Source organism: Pseudomonas corrugata (assembly GCF_001269905.1).
GTDB classification, from domain to species: Bacteria; Pseudomonadota; Gammaproteobacteria; order Pseudomonadales; family Pseudomonadaceae; genus Aquipseudomonas; species Aquipseudomonas corrugata.
On record NZ_LHVK01000003.1, the window covers coordinates 1,106,922 to 1,124,819 of the forward strand.

The 17,898-nt window shown below is 62.6% G+C and carries 18 protein-coding genes; 12 read left to right on the top strand and 6 right to left on the bottom strand.

Annotation, left to right across the window (positions count from 1 at the left end):
• Window positions 1-10: 10 nt before the first annotated feature.
• Window positions 11-211 carry a hypothetical protein gene (locus AD665_RS05050; protein ID WP_053191203.1) on the bottom strand — a complete coding sequence of 67 codons (201 nt, stop codon included), beginning with the start codon at window positions 209-211 and terminating at the stop codon, window positions 11-13.
• On the bottom strand, window positions 208-891 hold the full coding sequence (locus AD665_RS05055) for a Crp/Fnr family transcriptional regulator (RefSeq protein ID WP_024779145.1): 684 nt from the start codon (window positions 889-891) through the stop codon (window positions 208-210). Before AD665_RS05055 ends, AD665_RS05050 begins: the two co-directional genes overlap by 4 nt.
• A gap of 573 nt (window positions 892-1,464) precedes the next feature.
• Here AD665_RS05055 and AD665_RS05060 point away from each other — a divergent pair.
• Complete coding sequence (locus AD665_RS05060; RefSeq protein WP_053191205.1) at window positions 1,465-2,655, top strand: NnrS family protein; 1,191 nt, start codon at window positions 1,465-1,467, stop codon at window positions 2,653-2,655.
• Window positions 2,656-2,677: 22 nt separating this feature from the next.
• Window positions 2,678-3,118, top strand: a complete 441-nt coding sequence (locus AD665_RS05065) for a hypothetical protein (protein ID WP_053191207.1) — start codon at window positions 2,678-2,680, stop codon at window positions 3,116-3,118.
• Window positions 3,119-3,245: 127 nt separating this feature from the next.
• On the opposite strand, the gene ytfE is transcribed toward AD665_RS05065, so the two are convergent.
• Entirely contained in the window at window positions 3,246-3,923 is a 678-nt protein-coding gene (gene ytfE / locus AD665_RS05070; RefSeq protein WP_024779148.1) for an iron-sulfur cluster repair protein YtfE, read from the bottom strand.
• 160 nt (window positions 3,924-4,083) lie between these two features.
• On the opposite strand from ytfE, the gene norR reads away from it, so the two are divergent.
• From norR to AD665_RS05110, 8 genes are all read left to right on the top strand, one after another.
• The gene (norR, locus tag AD665_RS05075) at window positions 4,084-5,616 is read left to right on the top strand and encodes a nitric oxide reductase transcriptional regulator NorR (RefSeq protein ID WP_024779149.1); all 1,533 of its coding nucleotides are present in this window, start codon (window positions 4,084-4,086) and stop codon (window positions 5,614-5,616) included.
• Window positions 5,617-5,803: 187 nt separating this feature from the next.
• Entirely contained in the window at window positions 5,804-6,451 is a 648-nt protein-coding gene (gene pdxH, locus AD665_RS05080; protein WP_024776620.1) for a pyridoxamine 5'-phosphate oxidase, read from the top strand.
• Between the two features lie 88 nt (window positions 6,452-6,539).
• Complete coding sequence (gene moaB, locus AD665_RS05085; RefSeq protein WP_024776621.1) at window positions 6,540-7,094, top strand: molybdenum cofactor biosynthesis protein B; 555 nt, start codon at window positions 6,540-6,542, stop codon at window positions 7,092-7,094.
• A gap of 41 nt (window positions 7,095-7,135) precedes the next feature.
• A complete protein-coding gene (locus AD665_RS05090) occupies window positions 7,136-8,338 on the top strand; it encodes a molybdopterin molybdotransferase MoeA (RefSeq protein ID WP_033034062.1) in 1,203 nt (400 codons plus the stop codon).
• Window positions 8,339-8,419: 81 nt separating this feature from the next.
• On the top strand, window positions 8,420-9,415 hold the full coding sequence (gene ubiU / locus AD665_RS05095; RefSeq protein WP_024776623.1) for a ubiquinone anaerobic biosynthesis protein UbiU: 996 nt from the start codon (window positions 8,420-8,422) through the stop codon (window positions 9,413-9,415).
• Window positions 9,416-9,425: 10 nt separating this feature from the next.
• A complete protein-coding gene (locus AD665_RS05100; RefSeq protein WP_053191209.1) occupies window positions 9,426-10,316 on the top strand; it encodes a U32 family peptidase in 891 nt (296 codons plus the stop codon).
• The gene (gene ubiT / locus AD665_RS05105) at window positions 10,310-10,783 is read left to right on the top strand and encodes a ubiquinone anaerobic biosynthesis accessory factor UbiT (RefSeq protein WP_024776625.1); all 474 of its coding nucleotides are present in this window, start codon (window positions 10,310-10,312) and stop codon (window positions 10,781-10,783) included. The genes AD665_RS05100 and ubiT overlap by 7 nt, the downstream gene beginning before the upstream one ends.
• A 1-nt stretch (window position 10,784) precedes the next feature.
• Window positions 10,785-11,159: a putative zinc-binding protein gene (locus AD665_RS05110; protein ID WP_053191211.1), complete on the top strand. Its 375-nt coding sequence runs from the start codon at window positions 10,785-10,787 to the stop codon at window positions 11,157-11,159.
• 82 nt (window positions 11,160-11,241) lie between these two features.
• Here the strand turns inward: AD665_RS05110 and AD665_RS05115 are convergent, their stop codons facing one another.
• The 3 genes from AD665_RS05115 to AD665_RS05125 form a co-directional block, all read right to left on the bottom strand.
• Entirely contained in the window at window positions 11,242-11,919 is a 678-nt protein-coding gene (locus AD665_RS05115) for a Crp/Fnr family transcriptional regulator (RefSeq protein WP_053191213.1), read from the bottom strand.
• Between the two features lie 437 nt (window positions 11,920-12,356).
• Window positions 12,357-13,004 (bottom strand): two-component system response regulator NarL, encoded by a 648-nt coding sequence (gene narL / locus AD665_RS05120; RefSeq protein ID WP_033034064.1) that lies wholly within the window; start codon window positions 13,002-13,004, stop codon window positions 12,357-12,359.
• A complete protein-coding gene (locus tag AD665_RS05125; RefSeq protein ID WP_053191215.1) occupies window positions 13,001-14,800 on the bottom strand; it encodes a HAMP domain-containing protein in 1,800 nt (599 codons plus the stop codon). The genes narL and AD665_RS05125 overlap by 4 nt, the downstream gene beginning before the upstream one ends.
• 304 nt (window positions 14,801-15,104) lie before the next feature.
• Here AD665_RS05125 and AD665_RS05130 point away from each other — a divergent pair, with 304 nt between their 5' ends.
• Both AD665_RS05130 and AD665_RS05135 read left to right on the top strand, forming a co-directional pair.
• Window positions 15,105-16,406, top strand: a complete 1,302-nt coding sequence (locus AD665_RS05130; protein ID WP_392397226.1) for an MFS transporter — start codon at window positions 15,105-15,107, stop codon at window positions 16,404-16,406.
• Complete coding sequence (locus tag AD665_RS05135; protein ID WP_024776631.1) at window positions 16,384-17,781, top strand: NarK family nitrate/nitrite MFS transporter; 1,398 nt, start codon at window positions 16,384-16,386, stop codon at window positions 17,779-17,781. Before AD665_RS05130 ends, AD665_RS05135 begins: the two co-directional genes overlap by 23 nt.
• Window positions 17,782-17,898: the final 117 nt, after the last annotated feature.

Genomic DNA, 17,898 nt, shown 5'->3' on the forward strand with positions numbered 1-17,898 from the left:
ACTTCAATCTTCAGAGCATGTCGCGGGGCAACCAGAAGAACATGACGATGCAGAAGATCGTCAGGCCGACACAAAACCAGGTGAAACGTCGCAACCGACGCTCCGCGGCCAGTGCAGTGCTGTCCGGCAGGGGCATGCCGCACTGGCGACATTCGGGTTCATTCGCCGGGCTGGCCTGTTGGCAATACAGGCAAGTGGCCTGGGCGCTCATTCGAACTGTTCCAGGCGCAGACGGTCGAGAATGGCGATCTGGCGGCCATCCTGGGTGATGATTTTTTCATCGATCAAGCGCCGGATAATCCGCGAGAAGGTTTCCGGCTGGATGGACAGGTGCCCGGCAATCAGCTGCTTGGCCATCGGCAGCTCGAACTGGCTGTCCACGGTCTGCAGGCGAACCAATTGCGTCAACAGGTAGCGCACCACGCGGTGGGTGGCGTTTTTCAGCGACAAGGTTTCGATCTCGTTGACCCGCTGGTGCAGGCGCACGCAGAGCTTGCCGAGCAAAGCAAAGGTCAGTCGGCTATTGCTTTGCAAAAGCCGCATGTAGGTGGCATTGGAGAGGCGATACAACTGGGTCGGGCCGACAGCATCGGCGGACGCGACGTAGTTGGGGGTGTCCATCAGCATCATGGCTTCGGCGAACGTCTGGCGCTCGCCAATCACCTCGAACACTTTCTCCTGGCCGTCCGGGGTCAGTCGATAGATTTTCACTGCTCCGGCAATCACGAAGTAAAACGCCTGTGCCGGTTCACCCTGGCGAAACAGCGGGTCGCCCTTGTCGATATTCAGCAGTTGGCTGGAACTCATCAGTTCGTTGAGCTGTTCGTCGTTGAGTGGTTCGAACAGATGATGACTGCGCAGAATCTGGTGATGGACGCGGTGGAGCACCATGGCGTGGATCCTTGTGGTAACGGGAAAATTGATGGAGATCAGACGAGGTTCAGGGACAGGCCGCTGGCCAGCGCCACGACGCAGGAGAGCAGGAAGAACCAGGTGAGCGGCAGGACGACATGTTTCATGGACGTTCTCGGCAAAGGGTTATGCCGTGCCTGAGCAAGAGCCGGGCCATGCTTGCGGCCCTTGTGCTTCGGCGGTTTTCATTGACCAGGGTCAAAACTACCTCGGCTTTACCGGGTAAAAATAACCACGAAACGGTCATAAATACCCTGGCGTCCTGTGGGAGCGAGCCTGCTCGCGATAGCGATGTGTCAGTCGACTCGATGCCAATCGCCGGGCCGCTATCGCGAGCAGGCTCGCTCCCACAGGGGTAAGAGGGTTGTTCTTTAGAAGGGGGCACGCGCTTGGTGCGGTTTCGGCAAGCCCCTTGCAAGTCCCGGTTCGAGGCGGACTGCTGGTGGACTTGCTTGATCTGAGACAAGCCCCGTCAGCGCCGATCGCCGATCATTCGGATCTGATTGTCAATCTCGCCCATGGCCAGTCCCGGGAGAGGTTAAGGAGTGAAGTATGCAAGTGCTTGACCGTCGCAAGGCCATGGCCATCCTGCCGTTATGGCGCCTGGCGTTCCGGCCGTTTTTCCTCGCCGGCTGTGGGCTTGCGTTGTGTGTCGTACCGTTGTGGCTGACGGTGTTTACCGGGCGGTTGTCGGCCTGGCAACCGGCGGGTGGCTGGTTGGCTTGGCACCGTCATGAGCTGCTGTTCGGCTTCGGCCTGGCGATTATCGCCGGGTTCCTGCTGACGGCGGTGCAGACCTGGACGGGCTCTCCGGGGCTCAGCGGCAAGCGTCTGGCGGCGTTGGCACTGGTGTGGCTGGGGGCGCGGCTGGCCTGGTTGGTCGATGCCCCCTGGCCGTTGCTGGCGACATTGGAAATGGGGTTCGCCCTGGCAGTGGCCGCGTTGATGGGCGTTACGCTATGGCGCGTGCGGCAAAAGCGCAACTACCCGATTGTGCTGGTCTTGCTGTTTTTGGCTGCGGCCGATGGGTTGTCCGTGTACGGCCTGGTTCAACACGATGACGGCATGCAACGGCAAAGCGTGCTTACCGGCTTGTGGCTGGTGGCGGCGATGATGGGGTTGATCGGCGGACGAGTGATTCCGTTCTTTACCCAGCGTGGACTGGGTCGCGTCGAGGGCGTTGCGCCCTGGCCGTGGCTGGACCGATTGCTGTTGGGCGGCTCGGCCCTGGTGGCGCTGCTCTATGCCGGTGGGGTGGCGTTGTCGGCCAACGCCTGGACCGGCCTGTTGTTTGCCGCCCTGGCGACGGGGCATGGGATTCGATTGATCCGTTGGCATGATCGGGACTTGTGGCGGGTGCCGCTGCTGTGGTCGTTGCACTTGGCGTACGCCTGGCTGGCACTGGCGTGCCTGGGTATGGCGCTGTGGCATTTCGGCGCGCCGCTGAACCCGAGCCTGGCGGTGCACAGCCTGACCATCGGTGCCATGGCTGGGCTGATCCTGGCGATGATCGCCCGCGTCAGCCTCGGCCACACCGGGCGCCCGCTGGAGCCGCCGAAGGGCATGACCCTGGCGTTCATCCTGCTCAATCTCGCGTGTTTGAGTCGAGTGTTGCTGGTGCTGGTGTTGCCGTTGGGCGGTTTGTGGCTGGCGGGGCTGTGTTGGACATTGGCATTCGGGCTCTATGCTTGGCGTTATGGACCGATGCTCTGGCAGGCTCGGGTGGATGGGCATCCGGGATGACCCGAATGAACGGAGACGATCGATGATGTATGGGGTCTTGCTGGTCACGCATCTGTTGGCGGCCATTGCTTTCATCGGCACGCTGTTCTTCGAGGTCTGCATCTGGCACACCGCTCGCCGACCGTTGGCCCAAGGCACACGGGACGCCGCCGACCAGGCCATCGCTCAGCGCTCGCGTCACGTGCTGCATGGTGTGGTGCTGTTGCTATATGGTGCCGGCGTCGGCTTGGCGTGGCAGCATCGGGGGGCTTTGAGCCATCCACTGGACAGCAGCTTCGGACTGTTGTTGAGCCTGAAGATCCTGCTGGCCCTGAGCATCATCGGGCATTACCTGCTGCTGGCCTACTGGCTCAAGCGCGGTCGCCTGGGTCCGTTCCGGGCATGCTGGCTGCGGCGCAGCATCCTCGGGCATATGCTGGTGATCGTTGTGTTGGCGAAGGGGATGTTCTACTGGCAGTTCTGACTAAACGCGGGTAGTGGAGGATTCCTCTGTGGGAGCGAGCCTGCTCGCGATAGCGGTGGGTCAGTTGGCTCAGTGCTGACTGACCTTCCGCTATCGCGAGCAGGCTCGCTCCCACAGGGAATGGTGGCTAGTGGTTGGAAGGGCTCATCGCCTTGACGAACAACACGTTGTTCTCCAGGTGGATGTGTTGCATCAGGTCGTCACGTAGTTCTACCAGGCCGCGATACAGGGCGCGCCAGGTGTTGCAGGCGTCGGCGGGTGGGGTGATCTGGTCGGTCAGGGCGAGCATGGTTTCCAGGGCTTCGCCGTGCTGGTCGTGTTCGTAGCGCAGCACCTGGATCGGTGCCGAGGCCCGTTCGCCCAGGCCCTGTTGCAACATCGGGAACAGCACCTGTTCTTCCTTGAGCATATGGCCTTCGAGTTCCTGATACAGATCCTGGAGGTGATCGGCCAAGCCGTTCGGGCAACTGGCTCGGGCACCATGCACTTGTTCGACGCGGCGGGCCAGGCGGATCAGTTCCGGAAGTTGTTCGCGGTGGCGAGCGTGGTAGCGTTCCAGGATGTGGGCGATCAGCAGGGCCTGGGGTTCGTCGCGCCAGTCATGGCCCAGTTCTCCGGCGGCCTGCAGCGTCTTGAGGGCGTCGGCGATCAGCAGCGGGTTCAAGCCTTTGCCAAGCGCGGCTTCACGCAGGGTCTTTTGCCCGCCGCAACAGAAGTCGAGGCTGTAGTGATGGAAGGTACGGGTGGCACCGGGAATGTCGCAGGCCAATTGGCCCAGGCTTTGTTCCAGCAGTTCGAGGCTCATCATGTTTCCTTGGGTTGAATCCCGGTAGGGACAGATGATTCAGCTTTGCAGTCAGCATGCCATTTTTAACTGGCTGATATTGAACACATTTATTTTATAGCCGGGTGATTCCAACCCTGGCTGGAAAGGGTTAAACCAACCCTGGAGGGTCATCACTACCATGCTGCGTGAAAGCCTGGCCGCCGACCTGATCGTCGAGCTGCCCAATGCCGTGCGGTTGCAGCGTCTGGTGCAGACCCTGCGCGAATACTTCAACTGTGGTGCCGTGGGATTGCTGCGCCTGGACGATGACAGTCTCAGGCCCGTGGCGACCGTCGGCCTGGTCCATGAGGCGCTGGGCCGTCGCTTCGTGATTGCCCGGCATCCGCGCCTCGCGGCAATCATGGCATCGCGCGAGCCCACCTGGTTCGAGCCCGACAGCCGGTTACCGGACCCTTATGACGGCCTGCTCGATCACCACGTCGGCGAACCGCTGCCGGTACACGACTGCATGGGGGTGAGCCTGTATGTGGAAGGGCGCCTCTGGGGGGCGATCACCCTGGATGCGTTGCACGCCGGCACCTTCGACAGCCGTGCCCGCGAGGAACTCAAGCGTTGCACCCTGCAGATCGAGGCGGCGGTGCGGGTGACCCGGCTGGAGCAGGAGAACCGCAGTCTGCGGGCTTCGCGCAGCGATTCGCCGGGCCTGCACCTGCCCGTCGAAGAGGGCGAGATTCTCGGTCGCAGCGAGGGCCTGCAGCAGTTGCTCAACGAACTGGATGTACTGGCCGATTCCGAGCTCCCGGTGTTGCTGTTGGGGGAAACCGGGGTCGGCAAGGAACTGTTCGCCCGGCGCTTGCACAGGCTGTCCCGACGCGGCCACAAGCCGCTGATTCAGGTCAATTGCGCGGCGTTGCCGGAATCCCTGGCGGAAAGCGAGTTGTTCGGTCACGTCAAAGGTGCGTTTTCCGGGGCAACGACCGACCGCGCCGGGCGTTTCGACGCGGCCAATGGTGGCACGCTGTTTCTCGATGAGGTCGGCGAGTTGCCGCTCAGCGTGCAGGCCAAGTTGCTGCGCACGCTGCAAAACGGCGAGATCCAGCGCCTGGGCGCGGACAAGCCACTGCACGTCGATGTGCGGATCATCGCCGCCACCAACCGCCATCTGCCCGACAGCATTCGCGACGGGCTGTTTCGCGCTGACCTGTATCATCGGCTCTCGGTCTACCCGGTGCCGATTCCGCCGCTGCGCGAGCGCGGCCACGATGTGCTGATGCTGGCGGGGCATTTTCTCGAACTGAACCGCACGCGACTGGGCTTGCGCGGCTTGCGCCTGTCTCCTGCCGCCGAGCAGGCGCTGCTGGCGTATAGCTGGCCGGGCAACGTGCGGGAGCTGGAGCATGTGATCAGCCGTGCGGCACTGAAGGCGCTGAGCCGGGGCGCCAGTCGCAGCTTGATCATGACCTTGGAGCCGCAGGTGCTGGACCTTGACGTCAGTGCTGGCGCATCCAGCGCACGAGCCATGCTTGAGGAGCCTGCGGAATCGCTCGAGGCGCCGCTCCAGCCCTTGAGCGAGACCGTCGACGCGTGCCAGCGCCAGGCGATTCTCCAGGCCCTGGATCGCTGCGGTCAGAACTGGGCCGGCGCGGCGCGGCTGCTGGAGGTCGATCCGAGCAACCTGCATAAATTGGCGCGGCGGTTGGGGCTCAAGTAGGGCAGTGGACCGAGTTGCTGCCATCGCGAGCAGGCTCGCTCCCACAGGTCCAGCGCAAATCCTGTGGGAGCGAGCCTGCTCGCGATGGCGTCGGCAAGATCACCACAGGAACCCGCATTGACGACGATCAAGGTCGGCCCACGTCATAGCACCCACACTGGGCCAAACCCTTGTGGAGATCACTCTCATGCCCCTGTCTCTGGCAAACATGCGTCGCCAGTACATCCGCGATGGCCTGGACGAAGCCCATGCCTCCGACGATCCGCTGGCGCTGTTCGGGCTATGGATGCAACAGGCCCGGGAAACCGAAAGCCCTCCGGTCGAGGCCAATAGCATGGTGCTGTCCACCGTGGACGATCAGGGCCGCCCGCATGCCCGGGTGCTGTTGCTCAAGGGGTTCGGTGGAGACGGCTTCACTTTTTTCGGTAATTACAGCAGTGGCAAGGGCCAGGACCTGGCAGTCAATCCCTGGGCGGCGATGACGTTCTTCTGGCCGGGTCTGGAGCGCCAGGTGCGCATTGAGGGGCACGTCCGCCGACTCGACCCCGCACTGTCGGATGCCTATTTCCACTCACGCCCACTGGCCAGCCAGCTCGGGGCCTGGGCGTCGCCGCAAAGCCGACCGCTGGACAATCGTGCTGCGTTGGAGAGCTTGCTCGTGCTTGCCGAACAACGCTTCGCCGATCAACCGGTGCCGCGTCCCAGGCATTGGGGCGGCTATTGTCTGCAACCCGAGCGACTGGAGTTCTGGCAGGGCCGCGCCGATCGCTTGCATGACCGTCTCGACTATCGCCGGCTGGATGGTGGATGGCAGCGCAGCCGACTGGCGCCCTGAGCACCAGGGGAGGTACCTCCATGGAGGAATAGGCCCGGCAACGATTGCGGTTCAGGCTGGGCCATCTTTTCTGACAGGACGGCTGATCATGGCCCATCTGACGCAACGCCTCTTTCAACCGCTGAACATTGCGGTGCTTACCATCAGCGATACCCGTACCTTCGACACCGATACTTCCGGCCAGACCCTCGTCGATCTGCTGCAAACAGCCGGTCACGTGCTGATCGACCGGGGGCAGGTGAAAGACGACATCTACCAGATCCGCGCCCAGGTCTCGCAGTGGATCGCCGACCCCAAGGTGCAGGTGGTAGTGATGACCGGCGGCACCGGTTTCACTGCCCGCGATAACACCCCTCAAGCGGTGGCGCCGTTGCTGGACAAGCAGGTGGACGGCTTTGGCGAATTGTTCCGCCAGGTCTCGCTGGCGGAGATCGGCATGTCCAGCCTGCAATCCCGCGCATTGGCCGGTATGAGCAACGGCGTGCTGGTGTGCTGTCTGCCGGGTTCGCCGGGCGCTTGCCGGACCGGTTGGACACAGATCCTGGTCGGGCAGTTGGACAGTCGCACCGGTCCGTGCAATTTCACGCCTCACCTCAAGCCCCAGGCGGGCGTCGTGCCGGTGGCCTGCGAGGCGCGCTCGTGAGCGGCCGGGGGTGTGGAACGGCGTGCGACAGCGCAACCTTGATGCCGGTGGATGAGGCCATTCGTCATCTGCTCGACCAGGCGCCACTGCCACCACCGATCCAACGGATTGGCCTGGACCAGGCCCTGGGCCGTGTATTGGCTGGCGATGTCCTTTGTCCCATGAACCTGCCTGCCTGGGACAACAGCGCCATGGACGGTTATGCGCTGCGGGCCGCCGATCTGTCTCCCACTGGGGGATACCTGGCGTTGAGCGGACGAATCGCCGCTGGCGATGGACCGGGTGAGCCGTTGCGGGAAGGGCAGGCGGTACGGATCTTCACCGGCGCACCACTGCCGCCGGGTGCCGACACCGTGGTGCCCCAGGAGAGTTGCCGGATGGAGGGCGAGCGGGTCTGGTTGCCGTCGGCCAAGCAAGGGGACCACGTGCGCAAGGAGGGTGAAGAGCTGCGTCGAGGCGAGCGCTTGTTCAAGGTCGGTACTCGCTTGCGGGCCCAGGAGTTGGGGCTGCTGGCCGGCGCCGGGATCGCTGAGGTGGAGGTCTATCGTCCATTGCGGGTTGTCCTGCTCAGCAGCGGCGACGAACTGCGTGAGCCGGGTGAGCCCTTGGCGCCAGGGCAGATCTATAACAGCAATCGCCGTAGCATCGCCGCGTTGTTGCGCGGCTGGGGTTTCGAGGTGCATGACTTTGGCGTCATGCCCGATCGACTCCAGGCCAGTCAGCAGGCACTGAGCCTGGCGGCCGCCGACTGCGATGTGCTGCTGACCTCCGGCGGCGTCTCCGTGGGCGAGGAAGATCATCTCAAGCAAGCCATCGAGCGCCTCGGTAGCATCGACCTCTGGCGCCTGGCGATACAACCGGGCAAACCCCTGGCCTTCGGCGAGGTGGCCGGTACACCCTGGATCGGGCTGCCGGGTAACCCGTCGGCGGCGCTGATCACGGCGTTGGTGGTGGTGCGACCTTTCCTGTTCCGCGCCCAGGGCATGGATCAGGTGCTGCCCGTTCCTTTGCACTTGCCGGCAGGTTTCGACTGGTTGCAGCGCAATCGTCGCCGCCAGTACCTGCGAGCCCGATTGGTGCCAGATGCCGAAGGTCATCTGTGTGTGGTACTGCATCCGCAGCAGAGCTCGGCCATGTTGACCGCCGCCTGCTGGGCCGATGGTTTGGCGGTGGTGGAGTGCGAGGCGCAGGTGCACAAGCACGACCGGGTGATGTACCTGCCGTTTGCCGAACTGATGCATTGACGGCAATTGACTGCCGTCAAGGTCGCCGGCTGACGACTGGCTAGACTGGCGGCGCCCCAGGTTTTCTCACGAGGATGCCCCATGCAACTGGTTTGCCCGGCAGGGAATCTGCCTGCCCTCAAAGCGGCGGTGCGCCAAGGCGCCGATGCCGTCTATGTCGGCTTTCGCGATGACACCAATGCCCGGCATTTCGCCGGGCTGAACATGGACGACAAACAGTTCGACGCGGCTGTCGCACACATCCGCCAGCATCAACGCAAACTCTACGTCGCCGTCAATACCTACCCGCAGCCCAAGGGTTGGGAGCGCTGGCAACGGGCGGTGGATCGTGCCGCCGATTTCGGTGTGGATGCCCTGATCGCCGCCGACCCCGGCGTGCTCGGCTACGCCAGCCAGCGGCATCCGGACCTGGCGCTGCACCTGTCCGTCCAAGGCTCGGCGACCCACGCCGCCGCGCTGGCGTTCTACGCCCAACGCTATGGCATCCGCCGTGCGGTGTTGCCTCGGGTGCTGTCCCTGGCCCAGGTCCGGCAGGTGGCGGCGGGCAGCCCGGTGCCCATCGAGGTCTTCGGCTTCGGCAGCCTGTGCATCATGGCCGAGGGGCGTTGCCACTTATCGTCTTACATCACCGGTGAATCACCGAACCTCTGTGGCGTCTGCTCGCCGGCGAAGGCCGTGCGCTGGAGCGAAGACGCCGAGGGGCTGAGTGCCCGCTTGAGCGAAGTGCTGATCGACCGCTACACCCCACAGGAATCAGCCGGTTACCCGACCTTGTGCAAAGGCCGTTTCCTGGTCGGCGGCAAGCGCTTCCATGCGCTGGAAGAGCCCACCAGCCTGGACACCCTGGACCTGTTGCCGGAGCTGACAGCCATCGGCGTCGAGGCGGTGAAAATCGAAGGCCGCCAGCGCAGCCCGGCCTATGTGGAACAAGTGACCCGGGTCTGGCGCGCCGCGCTGGATGCACACCGCGCCGCGCCGCAGCGTTTCCGTGTGCGCGAAGAATGGCGCCAGGTGCTGGCCGGCCTGTCGGAAGGCAGCCAGACCACCCTGGGCGCCTACCATCGATCATGGCAATGAGGGAGGCCAGATGAAACTCAGCCTGGGACCAGTCCTGTTCTATTGGGACAGAACACAATTGGGAAATTTCTACGCCGAGATGTCGGCATTGCCGCTGGATGTGATCTACCTGGGGGAAACGGTGTGTTCCAAACGCCGGGCATTCTCCCTGGATCAATGGCTGGGATTGGCGCGCGAACTACAGGCGTGCAGCCAGGCACAGATCGTGCTGTCGAGCCTGACGCTGATCGAGGCGGCCTCGGAGTTTTCCACGTTGCGTCGCCTGTGCGACAACGGCCAGTTGCTGGTGGAAGCCAACGACATGGGCGCCGTGCAATTGCTGGCCGAACGCAAACTGCCTTTTGTCGGTGGTCCGGCGCTGAATCTGTACAACGGTCATTCCCTGGCGCAGTTACTCGACAGCGGCATGATCCGCTGGGTGCCGCCGGTGGAGTGCTCGGCGGCTCTGATCAGCGATGTACTGGAACAAGTGCGGGAAATGGATCGCGAATTACCCGAGGTGGAAATCTTCGCTTATGGACATTTGCCCCTGGCTTACTCGGCGCGCTGCTTTACCGCCCGGGCAGAAAACCGGCCCAAGGACGACTGCCAGTTCTGTTGCATCAACTACCCCGACGGTCTGGCGCTGAGCAGTCAGGAAGGTCAGCAATTATTCACCCTCAATGGCATCCAGACGATGTCTGGCGAGGTAAGCAACCTGCTCGCCGATTACAGCGCCTTGCAGGCTTGCGGTGCCGACTTGCTGCGCCTGAGCCCGAGAGCCCAGGGCATGGCTGAAGTGGTCAGTGCCTTCGACCGGGTTCGCCAGGGCGAGGCGCCGCCGCTGTTTGTCGAAGGGTGTAACGGTTACTGGCACGGCCATGCCGGCATGCTGAAAGTAGAGGAGGCCGGGTTGTGTTGAGTCCGAAGAAATGGATGCTCAAAGGTGCCGACCGCGTGCTGCCGCTGCTCGGCAAGGTACCGTTCGTGGTGCAACGCCTGGCGTTGCAGCAGGCGCTCAATCGGTGCCTGGCCGAACCGTTGCGCGATGGCGGGTTCGATGTGTTGCGTGATCGCTGGCTGTGCCTGCGAGTGCCTGACCTGGGTTTGCGCTGGTACCTGACGCTGGGGCGCGGGGGGCTGCGCATTGCCGAGCGGGCCGAAGCCCAGGTCACCATCAGCGGCAACTGGCGTGAGTTCCTGTTGCTGGCCAGTCGTCAGGAGGACCCCGATACGTTGTTCTTCCGGCGACGGCTGGTCATCGAAGGCGATACCGAATTGGGTCTGGCGCTGAAGAACCTGATCGACAGCCTCGACCCTGATGTGTTGCCGCCATGGTTGTGGCGCAACCTGGAGCGGGCGGGGAAAGGCGTGGCGACGGTGGGATGAGATGAAGGCTCCTGATGATTTGCCTCTGGTGTACTCCTGCTCCGGTTGCTCCAACGTCGCGCAGTTGGCCAATACCGTCGCCCTGCGCCTGGACCGCGCAGGACTGGCCGAGATGTCCTGCATTGTCGGAGTGGGTGGGCATGTCGCGGCGCTGGTCAACAAGGCGCGCTCGGGGCGGCGGATCATTGCCTTGGATGGCTGTCCCTTGCAATGCGTGCAGGGCTGCTTGCAGCAGCACGCGTTGAAGGCGGATGTGCATGTGATCCTGAGTCAGTTGGGCTTGCGCAAGCGGTATGGGGTTGATTGCACGGAAGATGAGGGGGATGTGTTGTTCGAGTACCTCGTACCGATTGTCGGGGTGCCGAGCGCAGATTAAAGGGGCCACTAACATCCTGTGGGGCCTGCGATCACCGCAGGCCTTGTGGTGAGGGGATAAATCCCCTTGCCACCGTGCCGCGCTATTGCTGGTAATCCACCAGCGCATCCTCGGCCAGGATACGAATGTTGCGCCGCTCCATGGCGATCAGGCCGCCGTCCACCAGACGATGGAGAATGCGCGAGAAGGTTTCCGGCTGGATTCCCAGTTTGGAGGCCACCAGGCGCTTGGACACTTGCAGCACAAGCTGGCCGTCGCGGGGATCGCGTTCCTGCAGCAGGAAATTGATGACACGCCGGCTGGCGCTGGCCAGGGTCAGGTTGTCGATGTCCTTGAGCCGCTGGTGCAAGTGCACGCTCATGCTCGCCAGAATCGCCAGGCAGACCTTGGGCTGATCTTCAAGTGCCTTGCGATAATGGGTGCCTTCGATACTCACCAACACACTGTCCTTGAGCGCTGCTGCGCTCACCGGATAGCAACGGGCCTGGCTGAACAGCAGCGCTTCGGCAAAAGTCTGGCCGGGCTGGATGATCTCCACCAGGTTTTCCTGGCCCTCGCCGGTGACCCGGAACAGCTTGACCTGGCCGCTGATCAGCAGGAAAAACCGCTTGGCCGGGTCGCCCTGGTGCATGAGCGTACCGTTGCACTCCAGGCGCTTGAGCACGGCCAGGTTGCACACGTCTTCGAAGACGTGCTCCGGCAGGTGGCTGAACAAGTGGTGACGACGCAACATTAGAATGATGGAAGGGTGAGTCAGCATGGCGTACCTCCGCGTGCCGTCATGGTAGAACCCCGCGCGCCGCCGGCCTATGCCTCGGCAGGCCTACCTCTGAAGAGGGATGGCTCGTGCACTTGCTCCGAATCCCCACAATGTGATCAGTGCCAGACACAAAGCCAGCAGACACCAGGAACCAGGAACCACTGTGGGAGCGAGCCTGCTCGCGATGGCGGTGTGTCAGCTTGCTGTGATCTTGGATGTGCTGACGGCATCGCGGGCAAGCCCGGCTCCCACAGGGGATCTATGTCGGACGCAATGCCAACAGACACCAGACACTCCTGTGGGAGCGAGCCTGCTCGCGATAGCGGTGTGTCAGCTTGCGGGGATGTTGGCTGTGCTGACGCCATCGCGAGCAGGGCTCGCTCACAGGGGATCTGTGTCAGACACACTGCCTGCAAGCACTAGGTGGGGGAGCTGATTCAACCGGCTCCGCGCAGATGCTCCATCGCCCAGACCGCCGCCTCGACCCGCGAGCGCAAGCCGAGCTTGTGCAGCAGGTTCTTGACGTGGACCTTGACCGTGCCTTCGGTGATGCCCAGTTTGTGCCCGATGACTTTGTTGCTGTAGCCGCTGGCGATGGTCTTGAGTACCTGGCGTTCGCGTTCGGTCAGTTCCACTTCGGGTTGGCGCGGTGGGGAGCGCAGGGCCTGGGCCATGACGCGGGTCAGGCCGGGGCTGATCACCAGGGCCCCGCCCAGGGCGTCGCGGATGTACTGGATCAGCAATTCGGGTTCCATGTCCTTGAGCAGGTAGCCGTTGGCGTCCAGGCGCAGGGCGTCGCGGATGTCGTCCTCGGCGTCGGACACCGTGAACAGCAGCACCTTGCCGCTGTAGTGCATGGCCCGCAGCCGACGCAGGGTCTCGATGCCGTTCATCTGCGGCATGTTGTTGTCCAGCAGTACCAGATCGGGCTTGAGCGGCTCGATCAGCGCCAGGGCTTCCTCGCCATGGTTGGCTTCGCCGACAACCAGCAAGTCGTCTTCCAGTTCGAGTATCTGGCGGATCCCGTGACGCATCATCGGATGGTCGTCGACCAGCAGCAGGGTGTGGCGCAGAGGGGCGTTCATGGTGCGATGCCTTCGGAGTATTGGCCCAGGAATTCCGGTTGGAAACGCACCTGGATACGGGTGCCCTGGGGAGTTCTGGAGAGGATCTGCAGCTGCCCGCGCAGGCTGCGGGCCCGTTCGTTCATGATGTTCAGGCCATGGTGTTCGCGCTGGTCCACCTGACCGCTGAAACCACGGCCATCGTCATCGATCGACAGTTGCACCGTCTCGCCTTCCTGGCGCAACTGCAACCAGGCATTCTCGGCATGGGCATGGCGCAGGCAGTTGGACAAGGCTTCGCGGGTGATCTGCAGGATGTGGATCTGCTCGCTGGCCGACAGCTCGAAGGCCAGGGTGTCGATGAACAGGTGCACCTGGAAATCCCCGCGGGAGGAAAACTCTTCGGCGGTGTCCTTGAGCTCCTCCACCAGGCCATCGTCGTGGATCTGCAAGCGAAACGTGGTCAGCAACTCGCGTAACTGGCGGTAGGCGTTGTTGAGCCCTTCGCGCAGCTCGCCAGTGACGGTTTCCAGGGTCTGCACCGGTTCGCCGCGGCGCAACAGAGTCTGCATGCGGCTGACTTGCAGCTTCATGTAGGACAAGGCCTGGGCCAGTGAGTCATGCAACTCCCTGGCAATGATCGTGCGTTCGTCAAGCAGCAGCAGGCGATGGTCCTGCTCGCGTTGGCGCTTGAGGGACAGGGAGGTGCCGATGAGGTTGGCCAGGGCCTGGATCAGTGCGGTCTCCCAGGGTTGTGCCGCGTGGCCGTCGACAAAGTATGCCTTGAGTTCTCCCAGTTCATTGCCCTGGTTGCTGATGCTGAACGTCAGTGGTTGCGCAACCCCATGTTTCTGGCAAGTGGCGCAATCGCTGCTGGCGCAGACTTCGCGATTGTTGGCGCCATGAATGGCCAGCAGTTGCCGGGCGGGAGCCTGCAATTGTCCTTGCAGGCACAGCGACAGGCGCAGGCCTGGCAGCTTTTGCTGGAAGCGCTGGATCAACTCGTCCAGGCCTTGGGCATTGGCCTGGCGCGTGGCCAGGCTGCGGCTGCTCTGGTACAGCAATTCCAATGCGGCGTTGGCACGTTGCAGATTCAGGGTCTTGTGTCGAACCTGATCTTCCAGGGTGCGGTGGGACTGCTCGATGGTTTCGGCCATGGTATTGAAGCTGGTTGCCAATTGGCCCAGCTCATCTTCGGACTGATGATTGACCCGCACATCGAATTCACCACGGCGAAAGCGCTGGGTTGCGACCACCAGTTCCTGCAACGGTGTGACCACGCTGTATTGCAGTTCGTACAGGCCGATGAGCAGGATGATCATGGTGCTGAACAACGCCATGCCCTGGATCGTCTGTTGCCAGCCCTGCTTGTGTTCGCTCTGGCGTTGCAACAGGTTGACGAACTGGTCCAGTTGCGCGACGAAGGAATCCGCGTTGGTCTGGAAGACGGCCGAGTCGCCGCGCTCGACGGCAGGACGCAGTGTCTGGTTCCAGCGTTGCAGGAGATCGCGATAACTCTGGTGCAGGGCGGTTGTCGGGCCGTCCTCCAGCACGGCGCGAAGCGCAGGACTATCGAGGCGTTGCTGCAGACTGTCGATGATCGTCGGGATGTCATCGGTGGCAGCGGCTGCCAGCTTCCAGCTCAGGTGGTAGGTCTCCATGCGCACCGAACCGGCCGTGTTGATCGCTGCCGCGTCGCCCTGGCTGAACCAGGCGATCAATCCAGCGCTCAGGGAACTGGCCAACGCCAGGATGGCGATCAGGATCACCGCCACTCCGGCTCGCGCGGGCAGGGAACTGCGCAGCCAGCCCATCATCTCGGCTGGTCCGGCAAAAATATCTGTAAAGCGAACATGGGACATCCCGGATCAAGGGGTGTTGCAGCCGATCCGGGCGCACTACCTCTAAAGAGTTGTTGGCCGTTCCGTTTCTGTAAAAGCTTTGGCCAATTCGTTCAAGACATTGATAAATAAAGGGTTGTATCAATATCAGGAACTACCTCCTTGGAGGTAGATGGGCCAAGCATAGGTCTATACGCGTTGATGGCTCTTTGACTCACGTCAAGTTTTTGCGGGATAGCCGTCACTAGTCTGCGCTCATCCAATTGATGGGAGCGTCGTGATGCGAGCGCAAGTGCAACAAGGGCTGGTACTGGGGATGAGTACCCTGGCCTTCACCGTCTGCTTCATGGTCTGGATGATGTTTGCCGTGCTGGGCGTTCCGATCAAGGAGATGCTGGCCCTCAACGAAACCCAGTTCGGCCTGCTGGCCGCCACCCCGGTACTGACCGGTTCGCTGGTGCGCCTGCCCCTGGGGATTCTGACCGATCGCTTTGGCGGACGGATCGTGTTCTTTGTGTTGATGCTGTCCTGCGTGTTGCCGCTGTACCTGATCACCCTGGCTTCCGAGTTCTGGCAATTCCTGGTGCTGGGCCTGTTCGTCGGCCTGGCCGGTGGTTCGTTTTCGGTCGGCGTTGCCTACGTCGCCAAATGGTTCGACAAACAGAACCAGGGCTTCGCCATGGGCGTGTTCGGTGCCGGCAACGCCGGTTCCGCGCTCACCAAGTTCCTGGCGCCGGCCCTGATCGCCCTGGGCACCTGGCACTTGGTGCCGAAAGTGTTCAGCGCCATTCTGTTCATTACCGCGTTGCTGTTCTGGTTCCTTACCAGTGAGAAGAAAGAGCACCGCAGCGTCAGTGGCACGGGCCTGCGCGAACAACTCAAGGCATTGAAAGAACCGGCCGTCTGGCGCTACTGCCAGTACTACTCGATCGTGTTTGGTGGCTACGTGGCCCTGGCCCTGTGGATGACCAAATACTACGTGCAGGAATACGGTTTCAGCCTGCAAAGCGCAGCGCTGCTGGCCGCGTGTTTTTCCCTGCCAGGTGGCGTACTGCGTGCCGTCGGTGGCTGGATGTCGGATCGCTGGGGCGCCCAGAGCGTGACCTGGTGGGTGTTGTGGGTGAGCTGGATCTGCCTGTTCCTGCTGTCCTACCCCCAGACCCAACTGCAAGTGCACACCGTCAACGGCCTCGTCGACTTTCACATCGGCCTCAATGCCACGCTGTTCACCGTGCTGCTGTTCGTGATGGGCATTGCCTTCGCGTTCGGCAAGGCCTCGGTCTTCAAATATATCGCCAACGACTACCCGAAAAACATGGGCGCGGTATCCGGCATCGTCGGTCTGGCCGGCGGCCTGGGCGGCTTCGTTCTGCCGATCCTGTTCGGTGCCCTGGTGGACCTCACCGGCGTGCGCTCGTCCTGCTTCATGTTGCTGTACGGCGTGGTCTGGGTCTCCCTGATCTGGATGTACCTCAGCGAAATGCGCAAGCGCCCGCTGCTGGGTAAGCAACCGCTAGCCAGCCAACCCCCGTTTTCCAGCATTGCCCAAGGAGAAGAACATGTCCGTTCTGCAAACGCCTGACAAAGGCCCGGTCATTCATGACTGGCGCCCGGAAGACCCGGCCTTCTGGGGCCGCAGTGGCAAACAGACCGCACGCCGCAACCTGTGGATCTCGATCCCGGCGCTGCTGCTGGCCTTCGCGGTGTGGATGGTCTGGAGCACGGTGATCGTGCGCCTGAATGCCATCGGTTTCAGCTTCAGTACCGACCAGTTGTTCTGGCTGGCGGCACTGCCGGGTCTGTCCGGCGCGACCTTGCGGGTGTTTTACTCGTTCATGGTGCCGATCTTCGGCGGACGGCGCTGGACCGCCCTGAGCACCGCGTCGCTGCTGATACCTGCGCTGTGGATGGGCTTCGCCGTACAGAATCCGACCACGCCCTACAGCGTGTTCGTGCTGATCGCGCTGCTCTGCGGTTTTGGTGGTGGCAACTTCGCCTCGAGCATGTCCAACATCAGCTTCTTCTATCCCAAGTCCCAGCAGGGCACCGCCCTGGGGTTGAACGCCGGCCTGGGCAACCTGGGCGTGTCGGTGATGCAGTTCAGCGTGCCGCTGGTGATTTCCTTCGGGGTGTTCGGCTTCATGGGCGGTCAACCCCAGGTGCTGGCCGACGGCAGTTCGTTGTGGCTGCAGAACGCCGGCTTCATCTGGGTGCCGTTCATCCTCGCTGTGACGCTGATTGCCTGGTTCGGCATGAACGACCTATCCAGTGCCCGTGCTTCGTTCAGCGAGCAGGCGGTGATTTTCAAGCGCAAGCACAACTGGCTGATGTGCTGGCTGTACCTGGCCACGTTCGGCTCGTTCATCGGTTTCTCTGCCGCGTTTCCACTGCTGATCAAGACCTCGTTCCCCGACGTCATTGCGCTCAAGTTTGCCTTCCTCGGCCCCCTGGTGGGGGCGCTGGTACGGCCGTTGGGTGGCTGGCTGGCGGACAAGCTCGGTGGCGCGAAAGTCACCTTGTGGAACTTCGTGCTGATGATCGCGATGGTGTTCGGCGTCCTGCACTTCCTGCCGCAAGGTGGCCAGGGTGGCAGCTTCTACGGCTTCCTGGGCATGTTCATGTTGCTGTTCATCACCACCGGCGTGGGCAACGGTTCCACCTTCCGCATGATCCCGGTGATCTTCCGCACCCTTCACGAGAAAGCCGCCCTGGGCAAGAAGCCCGAGCTGCGTGAGCAAGCACTCAAGAACGCCGGCAAGGAATCGGCCGCGGTGTTGGGTTTCAGCTCGGCCATGGGTGCCTTCGGTGCGTTCTTCATTCCCAAGTCCTTCGGCACTTCGATGGCCCTGACCGGCGGCCCGGAGATGGCCTTCTACATGTTCGTCGGCTTCTACCTGAGCTGCATCGTGGTGACCTGGTGGTGGTACGCGCGCAAGGGCGCCGCGACTCCCTGCTAAGACGAATTCAAACAGTGGCCTGTACGGTTAATTAGCGTGCTCAAGTTCGAGTGTCAGGACTCGTCGGGCAAGGCGCCATGACGAGTCGTAGCCCGCTACGGCGAGGAATGGCAACGC